This is a genomic window from Cyanobium sp. N5-Cardenillas (genome assembly GCF_024345515.1).
GTDB lineage: Bacteria > Cyanobacteriota > Cyanobacteriia > PCC-6307 > Cyanobiaceae > Cyanobium.
Genome location: NZ_JAGQBG010000022.1, coordinates 1 through 22,565, shown reverse-complemented (window position 1 = coordinate 22,565; position 22,565 = coordinate 1). Strand labels below are relative to the sequence as shown.

The 22,565-nt window shown below is 65.8% G+C and carries 25 protein-coding genes and 1 pseudogene; 15 read left to right on the top strand and 11 right to left on the bottom strand.

What is annotated here, in order from left to right; genetic code table 11:
• From KBZ04_RS03340 to KBZ04_RS03315, 6 genes and pseudogenes are all read left to right on the top strand, one after another.
• A pseudogene (locus KBZ04_RS03340) lies at positions 1 to 218 on the top strand (biotin synthase); the annotation flags it as partial.
• The gene (locus KBZ04_RS03335; RefSeq protein ID WP_254990486.1) at positions 215 to 1,159 is read left to right on the top strand and encodes a rhodanese-related sulfurtransferase; all 945 of its coding nucleotides are present in this window, start codon (positions 215 to 217) and stop codon (positions 1,157 to 1,159) included. The pseudogene KBZ04_RS03340 and the gene KBZ04_RS03335, both read left to right, overlap by 4 nt.
• Before the next feature lie 4 nt (positions 1,160 to 1,163).
• On the top strand, positions 1,164 to 2,198 hold the full coding sequence (locus KBZ04_RS03330; protein ID WP_254990481.1) for a DUF952 domain-containing protein: 1,035 nt from the start codon (positions 1,164 to 1,166) through the stop codon (positions 2,196 to 2,198).
• On the top strand, positions 2,192 to 2,692 hold the full coding sequence (locus KBZ04_RS03325; RefSeq protein WP_254990480.1) for a hypothetical protein: 501 nt from the start codon (positions 2,192 to 2,194) through the stop codon (positions 2,690 to 2,692). Before KBZ04_RS03330 ends, KBZ04_RS03325 begins: the two co-directional genes overlap by 7 nt.
• Positions 2,693 to 2,726: 34 nt before the next feature.
• Positions 2,727 to 4,316 (top strand): M10 family metallopeptidase C-terminal domain-containing protein, encoded by a 1,590-nt coding sequence (locus KBZ04_RS03320; RefSeq protein WP_254990479.1) that lies wholly within the window; start codon positions 2,727 to 2,729, stop codon positions 4,314 to 4,316.
• Between the two features lie 67 nt (positions 4,317 to 4,383).
• Positions 4,384 to 5,448, top strand: coding sequence for an endonuclease/exonuclease/phosphatase family protein (locus KBZ04_RS03315; RefSeq protein ID WP_254990478.1), 1,065 nt, complete (start codon positions 4,384 to 4,386; stop codon positions 5,446 to 5,448).
• On the opposite strand, the gene KBZ04_RS03310 is transcribed toward KBZ04_RS03315, so the two are convergent.
• On the bottom strand, positions 5,415 to 5,609 hold the full coding sequence (locus KBZ04_RS03310) for a DUF2256 domain-containing protein (protein WP_254990476.1): 195 nt from the start codon (positions 5,607 to 5,609) through the stop codon (positions 5,415 to 5,417). The two genes, KBZ04_RS03315 and KBZ04_RS03310, sit on opposite strands and share 34 nt — an antisense overlap.
• Positions 5,610 to 5,765: 156 nt before the next feature.
• On the opposite strand from KBZ04_RS03310, the gene KBZ04_RS03305 reads away from it, so the two are divergent.
• Positions 5,766 to 6,818, top strand: coding sequence for a magnesium transporter CorA family protein (locus KBZ04_RS03305; protein WP_254990475.1), 1,053 nt, complete (start codon positions 5,766 to 5,768; stop codon positions 6,816 to 6,818).
• 85 nt (positions 6,819 to 6,903) lie between these two features.
• Entirely contained in the window at positions 6,904 to 7,551 is a 648-nt protein-coding gene (locus tag KBZ04_RS03300; protein WP_254990474.1) for a Mo-dependent nitrogenase C-terminal domain-containing protein, read from the top strand.
• Here the strand turns inward: KBZ04_RS03300 and KBZ04_RS03295 are convergent.
• From KBZ04_RS03295 to KBZ04_RS03275, 5 genes are all read right to left on the bottom strand, one after another.
• Positions 7,484 to 9,610 carry a PAS domain S-box protein gene (locus KBZ04_RS03295; RefSeq protein WP_254990472.1) on the bottom strand — a complete coding sequence of 709 codons (2,127 nt, stop codon included), beginning with the start codon at positions 9,608 to 9,610 and terminating at the stop codon, positions 7,484 to 7,486. The genes KBZ04_RS03300 and KBZ04_RS03295 overlap by 68 nt on opposite strands.
• Before the next feature lie 129 nt (positions 9,611 to 9,739).
• Positions 9,740 to 10,183 carry a nuclear transport factor 2 family protein gene (locus KBZ04_RS03290; protein WP_254990471.1) on the bottom strand — a complete coding sequence of 148 codons (444 nt, stop codon included), beginning with the start codon at positions 10,181 to 10,183 and terminating at the stop codon, positions 9,740 to 9,742.
• A gap of 13 nt (positions 10,184 to 10,196) precedes the next feature.
• Positions 10,197 to 10,442, bottom strand: coding sequence for a hypothetical protein (locus KBZ04_RS03285; protein ID WP_254990470.1), 246 nt, complete (start codon positions 10,440 to 10,442; stop codon positions 10,197 to 10,199).
• A gap of 13 nt (positions 10,443 to 10,455) precedes the next feature.
• Entirely contained in the window at positions 10,456 to 10,692 is a 237-nt protein-coding gene (locus tag KBZ04_RS03280; protein ID WP_254990469.1) for a chlorophyll a/b-binding protein, read from the bottom strand.
• A gap of 45 nt (positions 10,693 to 10,737) precedes the next feature.
• A complete protein-coding gene (locus KBZ04_RS03275) occupies positions 10,738 to 10,881 on the bottom strand; it encodes a chlorophyll a/b-binding protein (RefSeq protein ID WP_094585175.1) in 144 nt (47 codons plus the stop codon).
• A 116-nt stretch (positions 10,882 to 10,997) separates the two neighbouring features.
• Between KBZ04_RS03275 and KBZ04_RS03270 the strand changes: the two genes are divergently transcribed.
• Positions 10,998 to 11,588 (top strand): EF-hand domain-containing protein, encoded by a 591-nt coding sequence (locus KBZ04_RS03270; RefSeq protein ID WP_254990468.1) that lies wholly within the window; start codon positions 10,998 to 11,000, stop codon positions 11,586 to 11,588.
• 115 nt (positions 11,589 to 11,703) lie between these two features.
• Here KBZ04_RS03270 and KBZ04_RS03265 read toward each other — a convergent pair whose 3' ends face one another.
• Both KBZ04_RS03265 and KBZ04_RS03260 read right to left on the bottom strand, forming a co-directional pair.
• Complete coding sequence (locus KBZ04_RS03265; RefSeq protein ID WP_254990467.1) at positions 11,704 to 12,873, bottom strand: family 10 glycosylhydrolase; 1,170 nt, start codon at positions 12,871 to 12,873, stop codon at positions 11,704 to 11,706.
• A 98-nt stretch (positions 12,874 to 12,971) separates the two neighbouring features.
• Positions 12,972 to 13,922, bottom strand: coding sequence for an ion channel (locus KBZ04_RS03260; protein WP_254990466.1), 951 nt, complete (start codon positions 13,920 to 13,922; stop codon positions 12,972 to 12,974).
• A gap of 150 nt (positions 13,923 to 14,072) precedes the next feature.
• Between KBZ04_RS03260 and KBZ04_RS03255 the strand changes: the two genes are divergently transcribed.
• Entirely contained in the window at positions 14,073 to 15,212 is a 1,140-nt protein-coding gene (locus KBZ04_RS03255) for a hypothetical protein (RefSeq protein WP_254990465.1), read from the top strand.
• Between the two features lie 51 nt (positions 15,213 to 15,263).
• Here KBZ04_RS03255 and KBZ04_RS03250 read toward each other — a convergent pair whose 3' ends face one another.
• Positions 15,264 to 16,409 carry an ATP-binding protein gene (locus KBZ04_RS03250; RefSeq protein ID WP_254990485.1) on the bottom strand — a complete coding sequence of 382 codons (1,146 nt, stop codon included), beginning with the start codon at positions 16,407 to 16,409 and terminating at the stop codon, positions 15,264 to 15,266.
• A 116-nt stretch (positions 16,410 to 16,525) separates the two neighbouring features.
• Here KBZ04_RS03250 and KBZ04_RS03245 point away from each other — a divergent pair, with 116 nt between their 5' ends.
• The 4 genes from KBZ04_RS03245 (at position 16,526) to KBZ04_RS03230 (ending at position 19,511) form a co-directional block, all read left to right on the top strand.
• Complete coding sequence (locus tag KBZ04_RS03245) at positions 16,526 to 17,176, top strand: ATP-binding cassette domain-containing protein (protein WP_254990484.1); 651 nt, start codon at positions 16,526 to 16,528, stop codon at positions 17,174 to 17,176.
• Positions 17,173 to 18,003 carry an ABC transporter permease gene (locus tag KBZ04_RS03240; protein ID WP_254990464.1) on the top strand — a complete coding sequence of 277 codons (831 nt, stop codon included), beginning with the start codon at positions 17,173 to 17,175 and terminating at the stop codon, positions 18,001 to 18,003. Before KBZ04_RS03245 ends, KBZ04_RS03240 begins: the two co-directional genes overlap by 4 nt.
• Positions 18,004 to 18,153: 150 nt before the next feature.
• Positions 18,154 to 19,158 carry an Acg family FMN-binding oxidoreductase gene (locus tag KBZ04_RS03235; protein ID WP_254990463.1) on the top strand — a complete coding sequence of 335 codons (1,005 nt, stop codon included), beginning with the start codon at positions 18,154 to 18,156 and terminating at the stop codon, positions 19,156 to 19,158.
• Between the two features lie 173 nt (positions 19,159 to 19,331).
• Complete coding sequence (locus KBZ04_RS03230) at positions 19,332 to 19,511, top strand: hypothetical protein (protein ID WP_254990462.1); 180 nt, start codon at positions 19,332 to 19,334, stop codon at positions 19,509 to 19,511.
• Positions 19,512 to 19,515: 4 nt separating this feature from the next.
• Here KBZ04_RS03230 and KBZ04_RS03225 read toward each other — a convergent pair whose 3' ends face one another.
• Positions 19,516 to 20,817, bottom strand: a complete 1,302-nt coding sequence (locus KBZ04_RS03225; RefSeq protein ID WP_254990482.1) for a cytochrome P450 — start codon at positions 20,815 to 20,817, stop codon at positions 19,516 to 19,518.
• Positions 20,818 to 21,344: 527 nt separating this feature from the next.
• Between KBZ04_RS03225 and KBZ04_RS03220 the strand changes: the two genes are divergently transcribed.
• Positions 21,345 to 21,656: a hypothetical protein gene (locus KBZ04_RS03220; RefSeq protein ID WP_254990461.1), complete on the top strand. Its 312-nt coding sequence runs from the start codon at positions 21,345 to 21,347 to the stop codon at positions 21,654 to 21,656.
• A 183-nt stretch (positions 21,657 to 21,839) separates the two neighbouring features.
• On the opposite strand, the gene KBZ04_RS03215 is transcribed toward KBZ04_RS03220, so the two are convergent.
• On the bottom strand, positions 21,840 to 22,565 hold a 726-nt coding region (locus tag KBZ04_RS03215), incomplete at its 5' end, for an alpha/beta fold hydrolase (RefSeq protein WP_254990460.1).

Here is a 22,565-nt window from a genome sequence, read left to right as displayed (position 1 = left end):
TGCCCCACAGCCGCGTGCGGCTCAGCGCCGGGCGCGAGCAGCTGGGGCGTGGGGCCCAGATCCTCTGCCTGCTGGCGGGCGCCGATTCGATCTTCTATGGCGACACCCTGCTCACCACCTCCAACCCGGCGGTGGCCAGCGACCAGGAACTGCTGCGGGCCGCCGGGGTGCGCTTGCAGCTGGAGGGCCAGCCGCTCGCGGTCGGTGCCGGCCGCTGAGGGTGCAGGTCGCCGCCTTCTACAGGTTCGTCCCCCTGGCCAGTGAGGAATTGCCCGACTGGCAAGCCAGGCTGCTCACGCTGGGCCGCGAAACCGGTCTGCTGGGCACCATCCTGCTGGCCACCGAGGGCATCAACGGCACGGTCGCCGGATCGGCCTCCGGTGTGGCCGCCCTGCTGGAGCTGCTGCAGGCCGACCCCCGCCTGGCGCAGCTGGAGGTGAAGCGCAGTGAAACCGAGGGGCGGGCGTTCCACCGCTTCAAGGTGCGCCTGAAGGCGGAGATCGTCACGATGGCCGAGCCCTCGGCGCAGCCGTCCCTGGGCACGGGGGTTCCGGTGCCACCGGAGCACTGGAACGCCGTGCTGGGCGATCCCGGCACCCTGACCATTGACACCCGCAACCACTACGAGGTGGCCCTGGGCAGCTTCGAGGGGGCTATCGACCCCGGCACCGAGACCTTCAGCGATTTTCCCGCCTGGGTGGAGCAGCACCTGCGGCCCCTGGTGGCGCAACAGCGCCCGCAGCGGCTGGCCCTGTTCTGCACCGGCGGCATCCGCTGCGAGAAGGCCACCGCCCACCTGCTGAACCAGGGCTTTGACCAGGTGCTGCAGCTGCAGGGGGGGATCCTCAACTACCTCGAGCAGGTGCCGGAGGCCGAGAGCCGCTGGCGGGGGGAGTGCTACGTGTTCGACCAGCGGGTGGCCCTGAACCACCAGCTCCAGCCGGGGAGTTACCACGTGTGCCACGCCTGCGGCCTGCCCCTGGCCCCGGCCGACCTGGCGCTGGAGAGCTACGTGGCCGGGGTGAGCTGCCGCCACTGCATCGATCGGTTCACCCCGGCCGACCGGGAGCGTTTCGCCGAGCGCCAGCGCCAGATGGGGCGTGCCGAGGCCTTCGGCGAAGCCCACATCGGCCGGGCCATGCCCCCCACCGGCGCTTGAACAGATGGCATCCGGCCTGCCGATCCTGTATAGCTTTCGCCGCTGCCCCTACGCGATCCGGGCGCGGCTGGCCCTGGCGGCGGCGGGCCTGACGCCGGGTGTGGATCTGGAGCTGCGGGAGGTGCATCTGGGCCGCAAGCCCCCTGAACTGCTCGAGGCTTCCGCCGCTGCCACCGTGCCGGTGCTGGTGCTGCCGGCCGAAACCGGCGGCAGTGTTGGTGCTGCGCAGGTGCGGCCCGACAGCCTGGCGGTGATGGCCTGGGCCCTGGCGCGGCACGATCCAGACGACCTGCTGCGCAGCGGCGACAGCGAGGCCGCCGCCGGCGAGCGGGCCAGGATCGCCGCGCTGATCGAGCAGAACGATGGGGCCTTCAAGCACCATCTGGATCGCTTCAAATACGCCCACCGCCACCCCGAGGGCGACCGGGAGCAGCATCGCGGCGTGGCGCTGGAGATCCTGCGGGGCTGGAGCGCGGCCCTGGAAAACGGTGGCTGGCTGGTGGGGGGGCGGCCCTCCCTGGCCGACATGGCCCTGCTGCCCTTCGTGCGCCAGTTCCGGCTGGCGGAGGCGGAGGGCTTCGATCTTCAGGGCGATCTGGTGCCACTGCAACGCTGGCTGCAGCAGTTCCTGGAGGGGCCCGAACTGGAGGCGGTGATGGCCGCGCCCTGGGCACCGCGGCGGCCCTGGCGTTCAGGCCAATGGATCTACCACCTGGCCCTGGCCGATGAATGGCGACAGGCCCAGACGGCAGGGGTGTACGAACGCTCGACCCGCGGGCAGTCGCTGCAGGAGGTGGGCTTCATCCATGCCAGTGGGGCCGATCAGGTGGAGGCCACCTACGGACGCTTCTACGCCGATGCGGGGGAGGTGCTGCTGCTGACCATCGCCCCCGATCGCCTGCCGGCGCCGCTGTTGTGGGAGCCGGCTCCGGACACGGGCGAGTGCTTTCCCCACATCCACGGCCCGTTGCCCCTGGAGGCGGTGCTCGCGGCCGAAGCGTTCCCGGCACCGGAGCCCGCAGCCGGCCAGCGATGCTGAACCTGGCTGCGCTGGAGGAGCGGGCCAGGGAGCGCGGCCTGCTGCTGCGGCTCCAGGTGAAGGGGCTGGCGGGGGTGCGGGGGCTGCGGGTGGTGCTGGCCCGGCCCCGGGCGGAGCAGCCGCCGCTGCTGCTGGGGGAGCTCAAGGGCTGGTGCCTGCCCCTGGCCGATGGCCTGCGCCTCGACACAATGCGGGTGCAGGGGGAGCGCACCGCTGCGGTGGGGCCGCTGATCTGGGCCGCCACCTTCGCCTGGGCCCTGGAGGAGACGCCCTGCCGCTCGGCCCGGTTGCTGGCGATCCGCGATGGGGAGCGCCAGCACCGGCGGCTGAGGCGCTACTTCCAGCGTCTCGGCTTCAGGCCGGTGCGGGAGCTGGGCGGCGGCCCGCTGGATCTGGCGCCGCGGCTGCTGTGGGGTGGGGCGGGTCTGCTGATGCAGGGCCATTGCGACGAAGCCCTGCGCCGCAGCGTGCGTTGGCTGGCGTGCATCCAATGACGCCTACCTTGGGTTTTGGGTAACGAGCTGGACCATGGCCACCGCCTCCCTGACGATCAACAACCAGTCGGGCACCAGTGTTTACTACTACGTCGTCGGGCCGGGCTTCAGCGTTGAGCCTCTGCAGCCGGGCCAGAGCAACACCCTCAGCACCGGCCTGAACACCATCACGATCAAAGCAGCTCCTCAGATGAGGATCTACGTGTCGAGTTCTGCAAGCCTGTTTGCAACCCCAGGCCAGGAACCGATCGGTTGGAACACCACGGCGCCTTTCTCGTTCTACGAATACACCATTGATGCCAGCGGCTTTTCCGCTGACATGTCGTATATCGACGACTGGGCCTATCCCATCCAGACCAACATCACCAGTAGCAGTGGATCGGTCCATAACTTCGGCTTTCTGAACGCGGCGGCGATCGCCATGGATTTCGCCGCCCTACCGCCGGGCGGATTCGTCACCAGTGCCGCCTCCGGTCAAGGGGTCGGTACGGCATCGAATCTGTGGGATGCGCCGAACCAGCGGTTCGTCGGTCCGATGAGGCTCTGGCAGCAGCAGGTGATCATGGCCAACGCCGTCCAGAACGGACAGCAGGCCTACTGGCCGCCGAATGCTCCCGCGGGCTGGATCCAGTTCCTTGAGGAGGTTCCCTATGGACCCTCCCCCTTCGGCTACCCCCGTTCCGCCAGCGCCAGCAGCCTGAATCCCCAGCAGACTTATCCGGCCTTCGGTTTCGACTTCTCCACCAACACCTCCTGGAGCGCCATGAATGGCGGCCTGGGCGGGCAGGTGGCCCAACCCAGAGGAGAACAGTTCTTCGCCCACAACTGGAACGTATGGAACTACGGCTACACGAATGCTGATCCAAGCGCGGACAAACCGAATCCCAACTATTCCTTTGAATCGAATGCCTATACGAGCATTCTTCGCTCCCAGGCGGCCCGGGAGAAGGCCGCCGGACAACTTCCCGACACCGCCGGGACTTCACCGACGGCCAACAATCCAAACTTTGTGGGCTTCTATACGGCTTCCAAGGACGATTACTACGGAACGTTCACAGCTGCCGCCATTGCCAATGTGACGCTCACGATCGGAGCCCTGGCCCCTTCCACCATCGGCACCAGCGGCAATGACGGCATCGTCGGCACTGGCGGCAACGACATCATCTCGGGTGGCTATGGCGCCGATCGGCTGGCTGGGGCCCCGCTGGCCCCGAACTGGCCCGCGCCGAACAACTTCCGCGACCTGGCGTTCTTCGCTCTGCCCGGAGCGCCGGCCCAGTGGAAAGGTCTGGTCGGAGGCGGCCGTGACACCTTCGTCTATGTCCGCGCCGACAGCAGCCTGAGCAGCCCGGAGCGGCGGGATGTGATCACCGACTTCGCCGCTGACGACAGGATCGATCTCTCCAGAGTCGACGCCGACAGCCGCCGAGCTGGCCTGCAGCCCTTCACATGGATCGGCCCCAGGGCGTTCTACGGGGAAGCCGGCCAACTGCGGATTCAGCAGAACCGTGGACAGAATCACTCCCTCCTGCAGGGAGATCTCGACGGCAACGGCAGCAGCGACTTCGAAGTGATGCTGATGGGACCGGTCCAGTTCTCGGCCTCCAACCTGATCCTGTCCTGAGCACCTGCAGATTTCATCGGCAGTGGCTAGGCCCATGGGGGAGCCTCCCCCCCTGCCGAGACAGCCGATGGCCAGTTTCACCCTGATGTGCTGGAACGTGGAGAACCTGTTCCTCCCCGAGGAGGACGCCAGCGAGCAGGTGCACGCCCGTTTCCAGGCCAAGCTCGCCAGCCTCGCCGCGGTGATCGACGGCCAGTGTCCCGATGTGCTCGCCCTGCAGGAAATCGGCCCGGATGGCGCCCTGCAGGCGCTGCAGGCGAAGCTGGCCAATCCCCTGCCCCACGCCCTGGAGGGCGAACCCGATGGCCGGGGCATCCGCGTCGCCTATCTGTCCCGTTACCCCTTCAGCACCAGCCGCTCGATCGTGGCCTTTCCGGAAATGATCTTCCCCGTCCAGGCCAGGGATCCGGTGTTCGACGATCCCGCCACCCCCGCCGACGAGTCCCTCACCGCTTCGCTGGGGCGGGGTGCCCTGGAGGTGGTGGTCGACGTTGAGGGGCACCCGGTGCGGATCATCACCGCCCATTTCAAGTCGAAGCTGATCTCCTACGCCCGCCAGAAGGGTCTGGTGGAAGGCAGCCAGTTCGCCCCGAACGACGAGAACGAACGCTATCGCTATGCCGCCTACGGCCTGTACCGGCGCACCACCGAAGCGGTGACGCTGCGGGATCGGGTCAACCAGATTCTCTCCAGCTGCGCCGGATCACCGGATCCGGAGGAAGGACTGGGGCGCCAGAAGGCGGTGGTGGTCTGCGGCGATCTCAACGATGAAACCGATGCCGCCACCACCCAGATCCTGCAGGGGCCGAGCGGCTCCGAGCTCGGCACCGAGGGATTCCGGCGGGGCGACAAGGGCGATGGCTACCGCCTCTGGAACCTGGCGCCGCTGCTCAATGCCGGGCCGAACGGGGAACCCCCCAGCGAGGCCCCCTTCAGCCGCCGCTTCCAGGGTCGGGGGGAGCTGATCGACCACATCCTGGCCAGCCACCGGCTGGTGAATCCCGGCAACATCCCCGTGGCACGGACGGTGCTAGCCGGCGACCATCTGCCGTCGATAACCGAATCGCCGTCGGACCGGGCCGCCGATCCGGGCTCGGATCATGCGGCGCTGGTGGCGGAATTCGAGATCTGAGGGCAATCGGAAAACTCCGGGCGCGCCCGGTTGCGGTTGCGGCGGCAGCGCTCGGAGCAGTAGCGCACCTCTTCCCAGATGTCTTTCCATTTCCTGCGCCACTGGAACGGTCGGCCGCAGACCGGGCAGGTCTTGGTGGGGCGATCGACGTGGTGGGGCATCTGGTCGAGAGGAACGCCATCCAGCCTGACAAATCCCATGGCTTTGCCGTGAACTGATTCAACGCTTGAGGGGGAAGATGGCCTCGGGGCCACCGGAGCTGGGGAACGCTGCTGCCGTTCTGCCTACGCTGGCAACGGCCATCGGCTCAAGAGCGCGTGCCTGACGCCAGCTTCTATCTCATCGGCCGCGATGGCCCTGCGAAGCGCGTGGCCTCAGCGGTGGAGGCCGTCACGGCAGCCGAAGTGGAAGGCTTCGCCTGGTTGCACTACCGCGAGGCCACCAGGGATGATCTGGCAGGCCTTGTCGGCCTGCTTGGCCTGCACTCCCTGGCCATCGAGGATTGCCTTGATGACAACCAGATCCCCAAGGTGGACGACTTTCCAGACAACACCTTCATCCTGTTCAACACCTTTCAGTACGACCAAGGCACCCTGGAAGTGGGTGAAATCAACCTGTTCCTGGGAAAAAGATTTCTGGTCAGCATCAGTCATCTGGATTCCAGGCATCGCTCCTACCTCGATGGGGTGGAGCGAATCGTCGAGAGGGGTATCGAGGAGGCCCGCCAGGGACCCTCCCATCTCATGCAACTGATCCTCGACCACGTCGTCGATCAGAAGTTTGTGGCCATTGAGGCCCTCGAGGATGAACTGGATGACGTGGAAGGAGCCCTGATTGCCGATCCGGCCAGCTTCAAGCCGGCCGAGCTGATCAGGTTCCGGCGCTACCTGTTGCGGCTGCGCAAGAGCCTGTTTCACGAGCGCGAGATCCTCAGCAAGATCTGCCGAGGCGATTTTCCTCTGATTTCAGAGAAGGCGCTCTACCACTATCGCGATATCTATGACCATCTGGTGCGGTTCTACGAGGTCACGGAGTCCTATCGGGACATCGTCACCAGCCTGATGGAGATGTATCTGTCGATGCTCAACAATCAGATGGCCAAAGCCGCCAACGACACCAACGCCACGGTCCGGCGTTTGACGCTGATCACGACGATCTTCATGCCACTGACCCTGCTGGCGGGCATCGGCGGCATGTCCGAATGGACGATGATCACCGGCCCCAGCAACTGGCGTGTGTCCTATCCGGCCTTCATGCTCGCCATGGTGGTGATCGGCTTTGGCAGTTATGCCTTTCTCAGCCGCCTGGACCGGAACCGGCCCACGCCGCGGCGCCATCGGTCGTCGAGCATTTCATCACGGGCCGCCTAGCGACACGGAAGGCGGGGCGCCGCGACCAGCACAGAATGGGGGCATGGCTGGTTGCCATTCCAGCCATCCCATCCCCTCTTCTGCCATGGCCCAGCCTGTAGCCATCGACGGCCTGGACGCCACGGCGGCCCGCCGGCGCCTCTGGCTTGCCGCACTGCATCAGCTGGCGATGGCCGACGGTGATTTCTCCGCCGCCGAGGAGCAGCTGCTTGTGGAGCAGCTCGCCCGCAACCTCCCCGGACTTGGCCTTGACGATCTGCACCACCCCGGCGACGAAGCCCTGGTCCATCGTTTCGGGGTAGGTACACCGGAGGCGGAGGAGTTCCTGCAGTCCGCCGTGCTGGTGGCCCTGGCCGATGGCCATCTCAGCGCGGTCGAATGCGAATGGCTGAGGCACTGGAGTGGGTTGCTGAAGGTCGGAGAGGCCTTGATCGAAGACCTGCTCAAGACCCCAGCCCATCGCGGCGGTGGCACTGACGTTCGCTGCGACACCCATCAGGACCCGGGGCTCCTTGATGCCGTGCGGCAGTGGGTGGATGGCATCGAGCCCTCCGATCCGGAAGTGGCCCGGTTCCTGGTGCGGCTGATCCCCGCCCAGTGCCCGTTCGAGCGTGATGTGAAGCTGTTCGGCTGGAAGCTGGTGCACATCCCGCCGATGTGCAAGATCAACCCCCTCTACGAGCAGCTGGTGGCGCTGCGGTTCCGTTGCCTCTGTCGCCTGGAGGACAGCTGAGGGATGGCATGCCCACGTCGGCTGCCATGGTGACGGCGTTTCTGCCGGCTTCCTTGGAGGCGTAAAGAGCTTCATCGACGCGCTGAATCCAGCTGTCCAGCAGCTCACCAGGCTGACGCTCAGCCACACCAAAGCTGGCCGTGACGGTTCCCACATCTGGGAACGGTGTCTCGGCAATGATGCGGCATAACTTCTCGGCGACTGGATAGGCCGTGCCGGCACCGGTATGGGAAAGGAGAATCATGAATTCTTCACCCCCCCAACGGGCGAATTCATCACCAGCACGCAGATTGGATGCGATTCGCCGGCTGAATTCGATCAACACATGATCACCGGCTTGATGTCCATAGTGATCATTGACGGCCTTGAAGAAGTCAATGTCACAGAGGACAAGAGAAACCGGTTCACCGTAACGGTCTGAGCGCGAGAATGCGGCATTAATGAGTGACTCCAAGTGGCGTCGATTGGAGATGTGGGTCAGCTCGTCCGTCGTTGCCAGAGTGTGCAGTTGTTGGTTTACGAGACTGAGCTTCTGCTCATAGCGCTTGCGCTCCGTGATGTCTCGGCTGGTGCCCAGCAGTTTGACGAGCCTGCCATCGGCATCGAGGACGGGCAAGGCGATCACGTCGGTCCAGATGGTGGATCCGTCCTTGCAGTAGTACTCCAGCTCGGATCGGAATGGCTCAGGCTGGCGCCCTGCTGCGACATCGGCCAACAACTGGGCAAAATAGGCCTCGGAGCGGGCCAGGGAATCCCGTGGATGAATCTGCTCGCGAGGTTGGGCAGCGGCCTCCTCAGGGGTGAAGCCACGCAGCTCATAAATGGACGGACTGATGTAACTGATGTCGCCATTCGGCTCCATGGTCCAGATCACATCACGGGCATTCTCCGCCAAGAGTCGATAGCGCTCCTCGCTTTGCCTTAGCTGGGTTTCAGTTGCAACCACCGCATCGACCATGTGGAAATGGCCAACATACCCTTCCATGCAACCAGATGAATTGAAAAAAGGGCTGGCGTGAGTTTCCGCCCAGTGAATGGTTCCATCACTGGCCAGTATCTGATCACGGGCGATCACTGCCTCAGCTCCTTTATGAAGGTCCCGAAGCTTCAGTTGATAGCCGGAATCCAGGCCATGAGTCAGGATGAAGTCCGTCCCCTTTTGACCGATCCACTCCTCAGGACGCCAGCCCAGAGCCCTGGTCAGCGACGGCGAGACCCAGCGCACATAACCCTCCAGGTCCAGGAGGAAGACCACATCCCCTGAATTTTCAGCCAAGAGACGAAAGTGCTCCTCCGAACGTGCCAAATGGGCACTGGCCTCCTTGAGCGCTGTGACATCACAGGAGATGCACACCAGGCAGGGTTCTTGTGCCTCTGATCGATCGATCAGCCTCTCTGTCAGGTAAATTCTCTCGCCACCACCGATGCACGGGAAATGCTCTTCATGAAACAGTGAGGTATCACTTCTGAAGGCTTCCTCGTCGAGGCGACGAATCGTCTCTGACCATGGCGGCGGCAAGATATCCCGATCCCTCAGACCAAGAATGCTGTGCTGACCCGTCAACGTCTGCAGAGCCACCTGAAGGCTTCGGTTCACATAGAGATAGCGTCCTTGTCTATCTTTGATGCCGACATGGGTGTGAACGAAATCCAGAACCCGATGGTGCTTTGCCTCGCAGGCAACAGCCTGCACGATCAGCCCATGCTCCGCTTCGCCAATCAAGCAATCGGCGATGGTCCACCGCATTTCGATCACATGGCCTTCGGCGTGCAGGCAGAGCACACGAATGGTTGCAGCCCCTTTCCTCCTTGCCAGACGTTCCGTCACCTCCCTGGCACGTTGCTCACGATCCATGGGCAGAACAAGGTCCCACAACCTCAGGTGCTGCAGAGTCTCGACATCGCGTCCGAGACAATCAGCGAATGACTGGTTGACCTGGAGGATCAAGCCTTGGGAAGACAACATCGCCAAGCCCATCCCCGAGCTACCGATGGCCAGGGTCCACGCCTCTCCCATGGCCACAGACGGGTTCGGCGGATCAGCGGCTGAACGACCCATGGCGATGGGGGGATCGTTGGGGACCTGGTCCCCTTCTTCATAGCCTACGGGCCAGGGAGACAGCCCACTGACCCCACGCGCATCGACGGCAAGGCAGATCTGACCGGTTCTCTGGGGATGGTGCGGCCTTCAGGCCACAAAGCGTCCATACAGCCAGCGGACAAAGCCTCCCACCACCGGGACCGGGGCGAAGGTGGGGCCGACGAAGTCGAAGTAGTCGCGGTGCTCGACAATCTTGCCGCCGGAGCCGAAGCGCAGGCGCGTGGCGCCGGGATACACGAACTCGATGCCCTTGATCTTCAGGCCCATCGTCCATTCCACGAACGCCGTATCCCCAGAGAGGGCGACGGCCCCGGGCTCAAGGAACACGTCATCGCAGCGCTGCATCAGACCCTCCTGGGCCACGATGTAAGCGTTCAGCCCACGCCTTTCCTGGGTGGGGTCCTGAAAGTGGACGTCTTCGTCGTAGACAGCCCGCCACTGCTGGGCAGTGGGCCCGGGGACGCCGTAGGGCTTGGTGAACAGGGCTTTGAGCGAGGCTTCGCTGAGGGGCGGCTGCAGCGTGGCGGTCATGGCGTGACGGGCGTCAATCCGTAGTCCTCCGCGGGCGCGTCAGGGCCAGGCCCAGCCCGCCGAGGGCCACTAGGCCCAGGCCCCCCGCGGCGGCCAGGAACACCAGCGTCTGCAGGGCGAGCAGGAACAGGCCGAGAGCCGACGCCGCCTTGATCTGAACCCTGGCCTTGATCAGCAAGGTGAGCAACAAGACCACCGTGGCCTGGAGGCCGGCAATCCTGGCGGCCGTGAGCGGACAGAGGGGGGACGGGAGCAGCATCAGAGCGGGGCGATCAGAAGCAGAAGGGCAGGAACTGGGTGCGGCAGGCGGCGTAGCCGTCGGTCAGGGCGCCGAGGCCGATCTGATGGGCGATGCCGGAGCCGGTGATGGCTTCGGTGAGGACACCGATCACCAGGCCCAGCATGGCGGCGCGGCCGTTGAAGAGTTCCACACGCTTGAGCTGCTCCATGTGGATGGAACGCTCATTGTCGCCCTGGAGGAAGGGGGCGTTGGCGGGGGTGTTGGTCATGGGTCGAGCAGGAGGAAGGGGAAAAATGGTTGGGGCGTCGCTCGATCAGCCCAGGCCGATCTGGGTGAGGATCCCCTGGCCGGTGAGCAGCTCTGTGCCCAGGCCGATCACGAAGCCGAGCATGGCGAGACGGCCGTTCCAGGTCTCGGCGAAAGCGACGAAGCCGAAGCGGGCGGAGGAGTCGGTCATGAGTGTTTCAGTTTGTTTCGTGAATTGTAACAGCTTGTAAAGGATCACGTCAAGCCTGGCCCCAAGGGTTGACTGCGGCGGCCCCGGTACCATCGGCATCTACTGCGGCCGGGTGGATGTCGACCGTTTCCCTGCCGGCCGAACTGACGCGGCGCTACCGCCGGCTGTTCCGCTTCTATGACCGCGACGGCGACGGCCGCCACAGCCTGGAGGGTGACTTCGAACCGGTGGCGGTGCGGATCGCGCGGCGCTGGCAGGGCAGGCCCGGCCGCTTCCCGGATCTGCTGGGGCTGCTGCTCGACACCTACCGGCACGAGAACGCTCGCCGCGACCAGAACCACGACGGCACGGTGGATGGGGAGGAGTTCCTGGCCTCCCACGGCCGCGTGTTCGCCGCCTTCCAGGCCGATCCGAAGGCCGCACGGGAGTTCATGGCCCGCTCCGCCGGCGGCTTCTTCGACGTGCTCGATCTCGATGGCGATGGCCAGCTCGAGCTCGACGACCTGGCCGCCTTCGCCGCCGCCTACGGCCATCCCACCGCCGGCATCGCCGCCAACGTCGATCGGATGCTCGCCGCCCTGGGGCTGCCCCCCGGCCGCCTGCCGCGGCAGGCCTTCCTGACGCTGGTGGAGCAGTACTGGTTCGACCCCTCGCCGGAGGCCCCCGGCCGCCACCTGTTCGACGGGCTGAACCTGGTGACGGACTGAGCTGGTCGCCGTCCGCTCCACCGGGGCGTGGGCGGGATCGGTCCCTGCCGGGAATGAGGTGGGGTCGACCGGCGCGACGGATCTCCGACGTTCCTGGCCGAGCTCGCCAGCGGCACTAGGGCCCTGGTGGCCCCTGGGCCCCAAGCATCTGAGCCAGCCCGGCGATGCGCTCCTGGGGCGACTCGGGGCCCAGGCTCCACAGGCTCTCGAAGTAGAAGAAGGCCACCCCCAGGCCCCGGGCCCGGTTGGCGGCCAGCTTCTGGGCCATCAGGGCCAGGGGGGTGGGGCGGTTGCGCTGGCCGCTCATCACGGCGATGGCAGTGGGGATGCGCTGGCGGGCCTCCTGCACCTCCGGCCGGCTGAGGTGGGGTAGATAGCTCTCGAGATCGGGCCGGTAGATCTGCACCAGCAGTTCATCGGCGATGCCGCGCCGCACCCATGCCCGCCAGTCCTGCAGCTGCAGCTTGTAGGCGAAGTTGTAGTAGTTGGGGGAGATCGAGATCAGGGCGCCGGGGCGGGCGGCGCGCACTGCCCGGGTCAGCTGGTCGAGGAAGGCGGTGATCCGGTCGGCGCGCCATTTCACCCAGGCCGGGTCCTCGGGGTTGGCCGGTGGATCCTTGCCGGTCTCCTTGCGATAGAGCGCCGTGGTGAAGGGGTCGTAGCCGAACTCCCGCGGCAGGCTCATGTGGTCGTCGAACTGGATGCCATCGGCGCCCCAGTCGTTCACCACCTCCAGCACCAGGTCGGTGATCAGCAGCTGCACCTCCGGTCGGAAGGGATTGAGCCACACCACCCGGCCGGCGGCACTGGTGGAGGTGAGCCCCCCATCCTGCGTCTGGGTGAGCCAGCTGCGGTGCCGTTGCGCCAGCGGCGACTCCGGTGGCGCCATGAAGCCGAATTCGAACCAGGGGATCACCTTCAGGCCGCGGCTGCGCCCCGCACGGATCAGCTCGGCCAGGACGTCCTGCCCCTGCAGACCGCGGTAGGTGAAGTCCTGCAGCTGGCGCGCCTCGCTCACCCGGCTGGGGTAGTAGGCGAAGCCGCCGTTCCAGACCACCGGATAGAGCCGGTTGAAGCCCAGCTCCGCCAGCTGGTTCACGGCGGCCTGCATGCGGCCGCGGTCGCGCAGCACCGGCATGTCGTTGGCGGTGAGCCACACACCCCGCAGTTCCTGGGCCGGCTCCTGGGCTTTGGCTGCAGCCGACAGCGGCGGCAGGCTCACCAGCACCCCAGACAGCAGCCCAGCCAGCAGGCCACCGCACAGGGCCAGTGCGATCCAGCCCAATGGGCCATGTCGTGGCATCACGGAACTGGTCCTGCTGATCCCTCCACCATGGGGCCGATTCCGCCCTGCGGCGGCCACCGACTGGATGGGTCGCTGGTTCATGGGCGACCAGGGCTGGACCCTCCAGGCAGGCGAAGGGGGGGTGCCGGATCCTGCGGGTCCGTCTCATCGAAGCAGCTGAAATCGAGGCAGACGCTGTTCGGGCCGTCCATCCGCACCATGTCGCGGAACTGTTCCCCCAGCCGCAGGTCCGCCGCCCCGTAGCTGCAGCGGAAGTGCACCGGTGCCAGCAGGATTTCGTCGAGTCCCTGGAAGGCCACCAGGATTTCGGCCTGGCGCCGCTCCAGCCCCTCCCTGTCCAGGCCGAAGAGGGGGCTGTGATGGTCGACGCGGTGCATCACGGTCCACATCAGCTGGAAGCTGATCGACTGGTCACGCACCAGCGGCAGGGGCACGAGGCGGCGCATCCTGCGGCCGTCGCTCTCCTCATTCATGGCCAGGGAGGCCCGGATCCGCCCATCCACCAGGCTGTTCTGGCGCACGTTGGCCACCCGGAAGGTGAGGGTGGGATGCCCCTGCCAGGGTTCGATCGTGGCCACGCGGCTGAAGCGCAGGCGGGCCCGGCTGCGGGAGAAGCGGGCAAAGGCCAGACCGGTGGTGACGGCAATGAATAGCAGCCCGAACAGGGCCTCCACCGTCACCACCAGTTTCACCCAGAGGCTGCTGGGATGGAGCACCCCGTAGCCGATCGAACCCAGGGTCTGGACACTGAAGAAGAAGGCGTCCAGCACGGAGAGGCGCTGCCCGGAGGGGGCTCCACCGATGCCATCGAGATCCAGCGCGTAGAGCAGCGTGAAGGCGAGGTTGAGCAGCAGGTAGCTGGCGGCGATGCTGAGCAGAAAGCCCGGCCAGGGAATGGCCAACATGAAGCGATAGGGCTCCCGCCAATGGCGGTGCCAGCCCTGCCGCTCCTCCACATGAAGCGCCCCTCCCCGCTGGCTCAGCCGAACCGAACGGATCGGCTGACGACGCTCGACCCGTTGCCCCATCCCCAATCCAGTGGCGGATGAAAGCATCGTGACATCGGAAGGCGCCGAAGACAGCCGCCCTCAACACCAATAAGAAATGTGGGACACGTCAGGGGTGTCTTGATGGGCCTCAGAGACTGAGGCTCAGATCATGGTCTGAACGAGCCTCGAATGACAGACTCTGAACGTGGCCGCACATTCAACAATATCGTCTCAGGCATCGCCGCCATCGCCGGCACCATCGGTCTTGTTGTCGCCACCTTCACATCCAACGAGGTCAACAAGTTATCGCAGCAATCACGCACGGCGGGGCTGGTTGGCGATCTCACCGACAAACTCACATCAAAACAACTCGGCAGGGACATTTCCCTGCTGGCCATCGAGCACATGCTCAACACGGAACCCGGAAAAGACAAGGCCCCGAGAGACAAGTTACTGCTAGCGAGAATCTCGATTCTGCTGATTGAGGGGTCGTCCGGTGAAGAGTCGATCAATGCCCAGAACACCAATTCTGGAATTGCATCTGCCACCCAGACCCAATTCAACCATGGCGTCGACCAGGCCGCCAGGGTTCTGAATCGCCTGGCCCAGAGTTCCGGTGAGGCCTGTAATGACTACTACCAACAACAGGTCTTCAATCTCAATCTGAAGCTGGGCGGCAAGAATCTGACTCCGGCCGCTGACATCGAAGCCCATTGCGGGGAAGCCGGGGCCCTGGCGGTTGAAGCGCTACGCAAACAGGTCGAAGGTAAAGATAGCAATGGCGATCAGGCAACCAGCGTCTCTCAGCTTGCCCAGAAGCGCATCACCGAACCCAGGCTGGTGGCCAGCTCACTGGCCCAGGCCAGGGTGGTGAACCAACTCAATGCCGTCAGGCTCGAGGCGGCCCATGCCAAAAGTCCCCATACCGAGCCAAGCCTGGCCGTCGTCACCGTTCATCTGGACGATCCAGCCATCGCCGAACAGCTGGAACCCCTCCTGCTCCAGCTCTCCGCCACGCGCTGGTACATCGTTTCTGGCGTGCGCGTCGTGGAACCCTCGGCAGAAAGCTGCGGTCAGTACAACTCCGTACGGTTCTTCCACAGGGCCGACAACGACCTGGCCAGGAAGCTCATCACCCAGATCGACTCCCTCAAAACAGCGTCATCGCCTGTCCATCCCCTTCTGGCCGGATCAGGCAACACAAAGCCGGGCATCTCTGCCATCGACCTGAGCAGCTGGACGTATGCACGCTCCGTCCCGCAAGGCACCGTGGAACTGTGGCTGGCATCGAAGGGGAACAGCTGCCGATCCTCCGTGGGCAGCACTTGACTGCAGAACCTACGGACTGGCGCCCCAGGCCTCCTTGCCATCGACGGCCGATCAGCCCTGCCGTTCCCGCCAGATCTCCTGCACGAACGGATCGGTGACGCCATAGAGGCCATGACCGACCCGCATCAGCACGTTGGCGGCCATCAGTTCATTCACCACCGGCTGGATCTCCTCCACCCGCACCTCGCGGCCGATCGCCTCCCCGTAGGCCATGGCGGCTTCGGCGGAGAACAGTCCCTTGGCGGGGCCATCGCTCAGGGCCACCCGCTGGAAGATCACCGCGGCCAGCCCGCCGATCTGTTCCACCTTCTGCAACTCCAGGTCGGCGGCGGCGCCGCGCAGGGTGGCGGCGATGACCGGCAGGAGCTGGTCCGGCTCCAGCCCAGAGCTGGTGCTGCTGCTGGTCTCCAATTGGGCCAGGGCCCGCAGGAACTCCTCCGGCTGGTGGCCCAGGGTCTGGAAGGCGCTCCAGGCGATCGCTTCCGATGGCAGCGGCCCCGCGCCGCTGTCCCGCAGGCGCTGCAACACGTGCTGCACATAGGCCAGATCCAGCACGGGGTAGGGCAGCGAGGTGGCCCCGGTGAACGCCTGGTTGCGCCGGGCCGTGAGTTCCCCCACCAGGGCGCGGTGGGAGCCGGTGCCGAGGAACAGGAAATGGCCCGGCGTGGCCGGCCTGGGATTGATGGCGTCGCGGGCGGCCTTGAGGGCCAGCAGCATCTGGTGGCCGTCATCGGTGCTGATCGCCTGCTGCACCTCATCGATGATCAGCACAACATCGGCGCCGGCCTGATCCACCAGCTCGGAGAACGCCTGGGCCAGGGTGGCGCCACCGTCCTGGCCCAGCTGCTCGAGCTGAAAGCCAAAGCGGAAACCCATGCCGCCCAGATCCAGCCCCCGCAGCCGGCCCAGCCGGGCCAGCAGCGGTGAGGCAGGCGTGGCCAGCTCCGCCAGGGTGCGGCGCACGGCGGCGTACACCAACACGGCCGGGCTCACCTTGGTGTCGCTCCAGAGGTCGACGTAGATCACCACCGCCCCCCGGGCTTCGAGCTCCGGCACCAGATCGGTGCGCAGGAAGGTGGTCTTGCCGGTGCGCCGCAGGCCGGAGAAGAACAGGCCGGAGCGCAGCGCCTCATCCAGCACACCCGGATGCAGCAGGCGGCGGGCCAGCTCGGCGGCAAGCTGGGGACGGCGGAACACCTCGGCCAAGACTTAGGGCGCTCTATGAGAGAGCCCTAATTATGACTGATTCATAATTAGCCCTAAGACGGGATCGGCTCCGGTCAGAGTGGGCTGTCCCCGACCCTCCCGCCGCCATCGACCGCCCCCTGCTGCTGAGCGCCGCCGGTCTGGGGCGGCGGCTGGGGGATCGGCTGCTCTGGAGCCGGCTGGATCTCGAACTGGCCGGCGGCGATCGCCTGGGGCTGGTGGCGCCCTCCGGGGCGGGGAAAACCCTGTTGCTGCGGACCCTGGCCCTGCTCGATCCCCCGCAGGCCGGACGCTTCAGCCTGCTGGGGCGCGCTCCTGCGGCCTGGGGTCTGCCGCGCTGGCGCGCCATGGTGGCGTACCTGGCCCAGCGGCCGGTGGCCGGTGGGGGAACCGTGGAGACGAACCTTCGCGCGCCCTGGCGGTTCCAGGAGCGGCGGCGGCTAGCTGGCTGGAGCCACGAGCGCATCACCGGCTGGCTGGCGGCCCTGGGACGCGACCCCTCGTTTCTGAGCTACGACGCCGAACGGCTGTCCGGCGGTGAGCTGCAGCAGCTGGCGCTGCTGCGGGCCCTGCAGTTCGATCCCACCGTGCTGCTGCTGGATGAACCCACCGCCTCCCTCGATGGGGCCACCACCGCCGCCGTCGAGGCCCTGCTGATCGCCTGGCTCGCCGCCGGTCCGCGGGCCTGCGTGCTCATCAGCCATGACGGCGAGCAGATCGAGCGCTTCGCCACCCGCACCCTGGAGCTGCCGCGATGACCCCTTCGACCACCGGCGCCCTGTCGATCAGTGATGGCCGCCTGGCCCTGTCCGCCCTGCTGATCCTGGTGAACGTGGGACTTTCGGCGGCGCTGCGACTGGGCCTGAGCCGCAGCCTGCTGCTGGCCTCCGTGCGCATGGTGGTGCAGCTGCTGCTGGTGGGATTTGTTCTCGAGTGGCTGTTCCACCAGGACCAGGCGCCCCTGATCGTGCTGGTGGGGGCGGCCATGGCAATGATCGCCGGGGTGTCGGCGGTGCAGCGCACCCAGCACCGCTTTGCCGGCATCTACCTGAACAGCCTGCTGTCGGTGATGGCCTCCTCGGCGCTGGTCACGGGGCTGGCGGTGAGCGGGCTGATCCAGCCCCAGCCCTGGTACAACCCCCAATATCTGATCCCGCTGCTGGGGATGGTGCTGGGCAACACGCTCAACGGCCTCTCCCTTGGTCTCGATCGTTTCATGGAGGGCCTGCGCAGCGGTCGGGATCAGGTCGAAACGGATCTGGCCCTGGGGGCGACCCGGTGGGAGGCCTGTCAGGCGGTGGTGCGCGACGCCATCCGCGTGGCGATGATCCCCACGATCAATTCGATGATGGTCATGGGCCTGGTGAGCCTGCCGGGGATGATGACCGGACAGATCCTCCAGGGGGCGCCGCCGGCGGCCGCCGTTCGCTACCAGATCGTGATCCTGTTCATGATCGCGTCGGCGACGGCGCTGGGGGTGTTCGCGGTCGTGGGCCTGGCCTATGGGCGGCTCACCAGCGCCGACCACCAGCTGCGGCTCGATCGTCTGGTGCGGCGTCACGGCGGGAAACGCTCAGTACGTTGAGGGTCCAGGCCTCCGGCACCGCAAGGCGCCGTCGTTCCTCACAGCGCAGGTACGGCGATGGTGACGCGAAGGAATCTGCTTCTGGGGGCCGGTGCTGCCACGGTGGCGGCGGGCGGTGCGACCTGGGCGCACCGGGATGGGATGGGCTCGATGGAGGCGTACGACACCGCCGTCGCCACCATGCGCCGAAGGCCGACCGCGGCCCCGCAGACCCGCGACCTGATCCGTTACGCCACCCAGGCGGCGAGCGGACACAACACCCAGCCCTGGCTGTTTCGCCCGGACGACGCGGGGATCACGATCGTTCCGGATCTCCAGAGGCGCACCCCCGTGGTCGACCCCGACGATCACCATCTGTGGGTGTCGCTGGGCTGTGCCGCCGAGAACCTGACCCTTGCGGCCGGTGCCGCCGGCCGTGCCGGGGCCATGGAGTTCGATCCAGCCGGCGGCGGCGGGGTGCGGTTCAGCTTCGGGACGGGACACGGCGGCGATCAGGCCCTGTTCGAGGCGATCCCACGGCGGCAGTCGACGCGGGCCGACTACGACGGATCGGGCGTGGCGGCTAGCGATCTGCGCCAGCTGAGGTCGGCGGCCGCGATCCCGGGGGTGGCCCTGGTGCTGGTGAGCGAACGGCCGCCGATGGACCAGCTGCGGGATCTGATCCTGGCGGCCAACACAACCCAGATGGGTGATCCGGCCTTCGTGGCGGAGTTGAAACGCTGGTTGCGGTTCAGCCCGAACGCCGCCCTGCGCACGGGCGACGGGCTGTTCAGCGCCGCCGGCGGCCAGCCCCCGCTGCCGGACTGGCTGGGGCCCTGGCTGTTCGACCGGGTCTTCACCGTGAAGGCCGAAACGGCCCGCTATGCCCGGCAGATCGCCTCGTCCGCCGGGATCGCCGTGTTCGCCGGCGCCGCAGCGGACCCGGCCCACTGGGTGCAGGTGGGGCGGGCCTGCCAGCGCTTTGCCCTGCAGGCCACGGCCCTCGGCCTGACCTGCGCCTTTCTCAACCAGCCGGTGGAGGTGCCGGAGTTTCGCGCCGATCTGGCGGCGCTGGTGGGCCTGCCGGGTCGACGGCCGGACATCGTTCTGCGCTTCGGGCGGGGAACGCCGCTGCCCTTCTCGGCCCGGCGACCGCTCGCGGCGGTGATGCTCTGAATGGGGCTTCTGGGGGAAGGCCGGACATCCGGTTTACAGATGCGCGATGAATCCGGTGATGGGTCAGATGTATCGAATGGATGGGAAAGCCGGCCGATGGCCACTCCCGCCCTGAGACGACAGACCACCTTTCATTGTCGTTGCCATAGGATGACGCCAACGCTTCATCTGACTTGAAACAGATCGTCGGGCCACTGCGTAGGGCATCCATCTATGCCGTTATCAGCTATCTGGGTCTTGTGCTGATCAACAACTCGGAACTGAACCTTCCCAACATGTGGATCGCCTATCTCCCGATGTTCATCGGTGTCTATGTGGTGACCCAATGGCTGGACAAGACCTTGGGGGACTGACGACCTAGGGACCGGCAGCGTGGGTTCGGCGGCGTGGGCGCACCAGCAGGCCATCCTTCGGCGAGGGGCTGGGAATGACCAACAGCGTCAGGTCCTGATCCGGCTCCAGGGAAAGGCTCAGCTGCTTGAGCAGCCCCACCGCCAGCAGCCGGATGTCCAGCTCCGCCAGCGCCTTGCCCAGGCAGACGCGCTCACCGCCTCCGTAGGGCAAGAGAAACACGCTCGTGTCTTGCTCAAGTTGCCGCTGGGGTCGGAAGGCCGCCAGATCCCCAGGGTCAGCGCCGTGGCGATGGCTGGCCGTGAGGCTCACCTGCACCACCCGGTCGGCCGGTACCAGCACACCCGCCAGGGCGATGGATTCCCGGGTGCGGCGAAAGAAGCCCCCCACCGGCGGGGTCAGCCGCATCACCTCCTTCACGACCGCATCCAGCCGCGGCGCCCGCAGGGCGTCATAGACGCTGACGGCGTCCCCCTCGGCAGGTGGCCACGACAAACCGTCCAGCTCCTCCAGCAACCAGGCCAGTTCGGCGGGATGCTGCAGCAGGGTCAGCAACAGGCAACTGAGCGCGGAAGCGGTGGTTTCGTAGCCGGCGAACAGCAGCAGCAGCAACTGTTCCGCCACGTCGTTGTCGGCCAGGGGAAGGCCGGCTTCATCCAGGCCGCCGGCCAGGAGGTCGAGGCCGCCAGCCACAAGGGGGGCTCCGGCAGCCGAGGCGGCCTGGGCCTTGTGAAGCACGGAGCCGAGGCGCCGCAGCAGACGCTGACGGGCCTGCCGGGCGCGGGCGAAGGGGCTGCCGGGCAAGGCGAAAGGGAGGGAGAACAGTCCCTGGCACCAGATCTCGAAATCCTCGAACAGGGCGTCGCGATCGGCGCCATCAAGGCCGAGCACCGTGGTGGCGATCACGCCGAAGGCGAAGCGCCGCAACCGGGGCACCAGGGCGACGGGCGCTGGCGCCGCCAGCAGCTCCTGATGGAGGTCCTCCACCAACGCCACGATCGCCGGGCTGTAGCGCCTCAGGGCAGCGGTAGCGAACAGCTGGCCCACCACCCGACGGCGCGCCTTGTGGTCGGCGCCGTTGCGGTTGGCCAGCGACAGCGGCCCCAGCAACTGGCGCACACTGTCCGGCCACCAGCCCTCAACCGCGGCCCCCTGGGCGAACAGGTCGGCGATGGCCTGCTCGCCTCGGATGAACACGGTGCGCTGGCCCAGCAGGCTGGTTTCGTAGACATCGCCGTAACGCTCAAAGCGTGAGCGGGCGAAATCCGGATCGCGAAGGAAGGCGAGGGTTTCAAGCACGCCGCTGATCGCTGGTGTGCTTGGAACAGGCCGAAGCGTGACGGGATCAAGGGGCAAGCGGCGCTGTCCGGAGTTGTCCCCAGGCTGGCAGCCAGCCGATGGCGCTGCGAGGCCGGTGGCGGCAACCTCCAGGGCCTGCGGCATCGGCTACGGGTCGAAAGCGTGCCGGTGGCACCACGACTCAGCCGCGCCCATCCCCCATTGACAACGGAACCAGGATATGCAAACGGAACCGAGAAAGCTGCATGGCTCGTCATGGCGGGATCCACCTGGTCGAGAGCACCGCGTTGGCGCCTGACACGATCTGGAATGTCAATCCATAGCCAGGGAGCGGATTCAGGTTGCCATGGTTCTGATCATTCAGCTTGTGTTGTTGATTGTGCTGCGGGTGACGTGCTCACCAGGGTGATGTCTTGCGCCGATGACGCCACGGACATTGGTGTAGATTGATGGATCATCGCAGCGTGTCGATGCATGTTCGCTGCACATCATTCAACACAGCCATGCGAAGCCGGTAAAGCTGAAGAGACTATCCAATGAGCGTTGAGATGATAAGCCTATTGATATCTTTTCTTTTGCTGGCCCTGCTCATGGCGTCTTTGATGATTCCATCTGCAGTGATGGCCCTGTCGATCCCGACGGTCCAACCCCAGACACTGCTCGGAGCCAAGGCAGAGAAAGTCCCTGCCTCAACCCAAGAGACCGATGGAAAACTTCAATCCACCATCGGCGCCGTCACCGGGGACGGAGGCCAGACGGGGAAAATGGAAAATGCGCAGGACAGGGCCGATGATGGCAACAAGGTTGATCAGATGACCAATGAACTGGTAGAGGAGAGCGGCAAGTAGAACGGCGCAGCCTTCAAGGGGTCGGTCCCCAGGCCTGGCCATGGACGATCTCACGGCTCTGGGAAACACAGCCGGACAACCCTTGCTGCTCAGGACGGTGGGCTTGATGTGTGGGCTCCTGTGGCCACCGGCCTATGGCGCAGACGGGAGATTCTGATTGATCTTCGATGGTCCGGGGGGCCATCAGGCGAAAAGAAAGTCCTGGGATCTCAATAGGCTATGCAGCTTGACCTCCGTCTCCAGCAGGCAGGCATGCCCGCTCTTTGGCAAGAGTGCGGTCTTGGCTCTGGGAAGATACATGGCAATGCGCCGAGCCTCTGCCACAGAAGGAAGGAGTCGATCTGAACCTGAGGCCAAGATCAAGACAGGCTGCTCAATACGCTCCAGCGGCAGCTCCTCCAAAGCGAATTGACGGAGCAGGGATAATCTCCAAGCGGCGCTGGATGGCGTGACCGATCGCATGGCCGCCAGCAATGCCGTTTGATTGAATCTCGAAACCCGTTGAGGGTCGATCAGGAACGGGAGCAGACTCAGGGTGGAAAGGCGATAGAGGGAGCTTGGCAACCATTGGGTGAATGAGACGCCCATCTGCATCCAGGGCTGTCGCCTTGCTGATGAGGCAGGATTGACCAAGACCAGGCGATCACAGAGGCGCGGATAGTTCGCCGCAAGATTCAAGGCCAGACAGGCGCCGAAAGACTCGCCGCATAGAACGATGGGACGCGAAGGATCTTGCTGCCTTTCTGTCTTGATCAACTGAACGACTTGCTCTGTCAACCCATCCCAGCCCGTAAGGTCGTTGGCTGGAATCGAAAAACTGCAGATATCAAAGTCAGACTGCAGCCGATGAACCTGCGGCTGCAGCAATTTGCCGCTTCCGTCCATCCCTGGCAGAAAAATAAACTTCGG

Excerpts from the sequence above, each read along its gene's own strand:
- KBZ04_RS03240 (WP_254990464.1), top strand. The coding sequence starts at position 17,173 with ATGACCCCTTCGACCACCGGCGCCCTGTCGATCAGTGATGGCCGCCTG.
- KBZ04_RS03275 (WP_094585175.1), bottom strand. The coding sequence starts at position 10,881 with ATGACCGACTCCTCCGCCCGCTTCGGCTTCGTCGCTTTCGCCGAGACC.
- KBZ04_RS03330 (WP_254990481.1), top strand. The coding sequence starts at position 1,164 with ATGGCATCCGGCCTGCCGATCCTGTATAGCTTTCGCCGCTGCCCCTAC.
- KBZ04_RS03285 (WP_254990470.1), bottom strand. The coding sequence starts at position 10,442 with ATGCTGCTCCCGTCCCCCCTCTGTCCGCTCACGGCCGCCAGGATTGCC.
- KBZ04_RS03300 (WP_254990474.1), top strand. The coding sequence starts at position 6,904 with ATGGCCCAGCCTGTAGCCATCGACGGCCTGGACGCCACGGCGGCCCGC.
- KBZ04_RS03325 (WP_254990480.1), top strand. The coding sequence starts at position 2,192 with ATGCTGAACCTGGCTGCGCTGGAGGAGCGGGCCAGGGAGCGCGGCCTG.
- KBZ04_RS03315 (WP_254990478.1), top strand. The coding sequence starts at position 4,384 with ATGGCCAGTTTCACCCTGATGTGCTGGAACGTGGAGAACCTGTTCCTC.
- KBZ04_RS03310 (WP_254990476.1), bottom strand. The coding sequence starts at position 5,609 with ATGCCCCACCACGTCGATCGCCCCACCAAGACCTGCCCGGTCTGCGGC.
- KBZ04_RS03235 (WP_254990463.1), top strand. The coding sequence starts at position 18,154 with ATGGAGGCGTACGACACCGCCGTCGCCACCATGCGCCGAAGGCCGACC.
- KBZ04_RS03290 (WP_254990471.1), bottom strand. The coding sequence starts at position 10,183 with ATGACCGCCACGCTGCAGCCGCCCCTCAGCGAAGCCTCGCTCAAAGCC.
- KBZ04_RS03270 (WP_254990468.1), top strand. The coding sequence starts at position 10,998 with ATGTCGACCGTTTCCCTGCCGGCCGAACTGACGCGGCGCTACCGCCGG.
- KBZ04_RS03295 (WP_254990472.1), bottom strand. The coding sequence starts at position 9,610 with ATGGGTCGTTCAGCCGCTGATCCGCCGAACCCGTCTGTGGCCATGGGA.
- KBZ04_RS03220 (WP_254990461.1), top strand. The coding sequence starts at position 21,345 with ATGAGCGTTGAGATGATAAGCCTATTGATATCTTTTCTTTTGCTGGCC.
- KBZ04_RS03280 (WP_254990469.1), bottom strand. The coding sequence starts at position 10,692 with ATGACCAACACCCCCGCCAACGCCCCCTTCCTCCAGGGCGACAATGAG.
- KBZ04_RS03255 (WP_254990465.1), top strand. The coding sequence starts at position 14,073 with ATGACAGACTCTGAACGTGGCCGCACATTCAACAATATCGTCTCAGGC.
- KBZ04_RS03320 (WP_254990479.1), top strand. The coding sequence starts at position 2,727 with ATGGCCACCGCCTCCCTGACGATCAACAACCAGTCGGGCACCAGTGTT.
- KBZ04_RS03260 (WP_254990466.1), bottom strand. The coding sequence starts at position 13,922 with ATGGGGCAACGGGTCGAGCGTCGTCAGCCGATCCGTTCGGTTCGGCTG.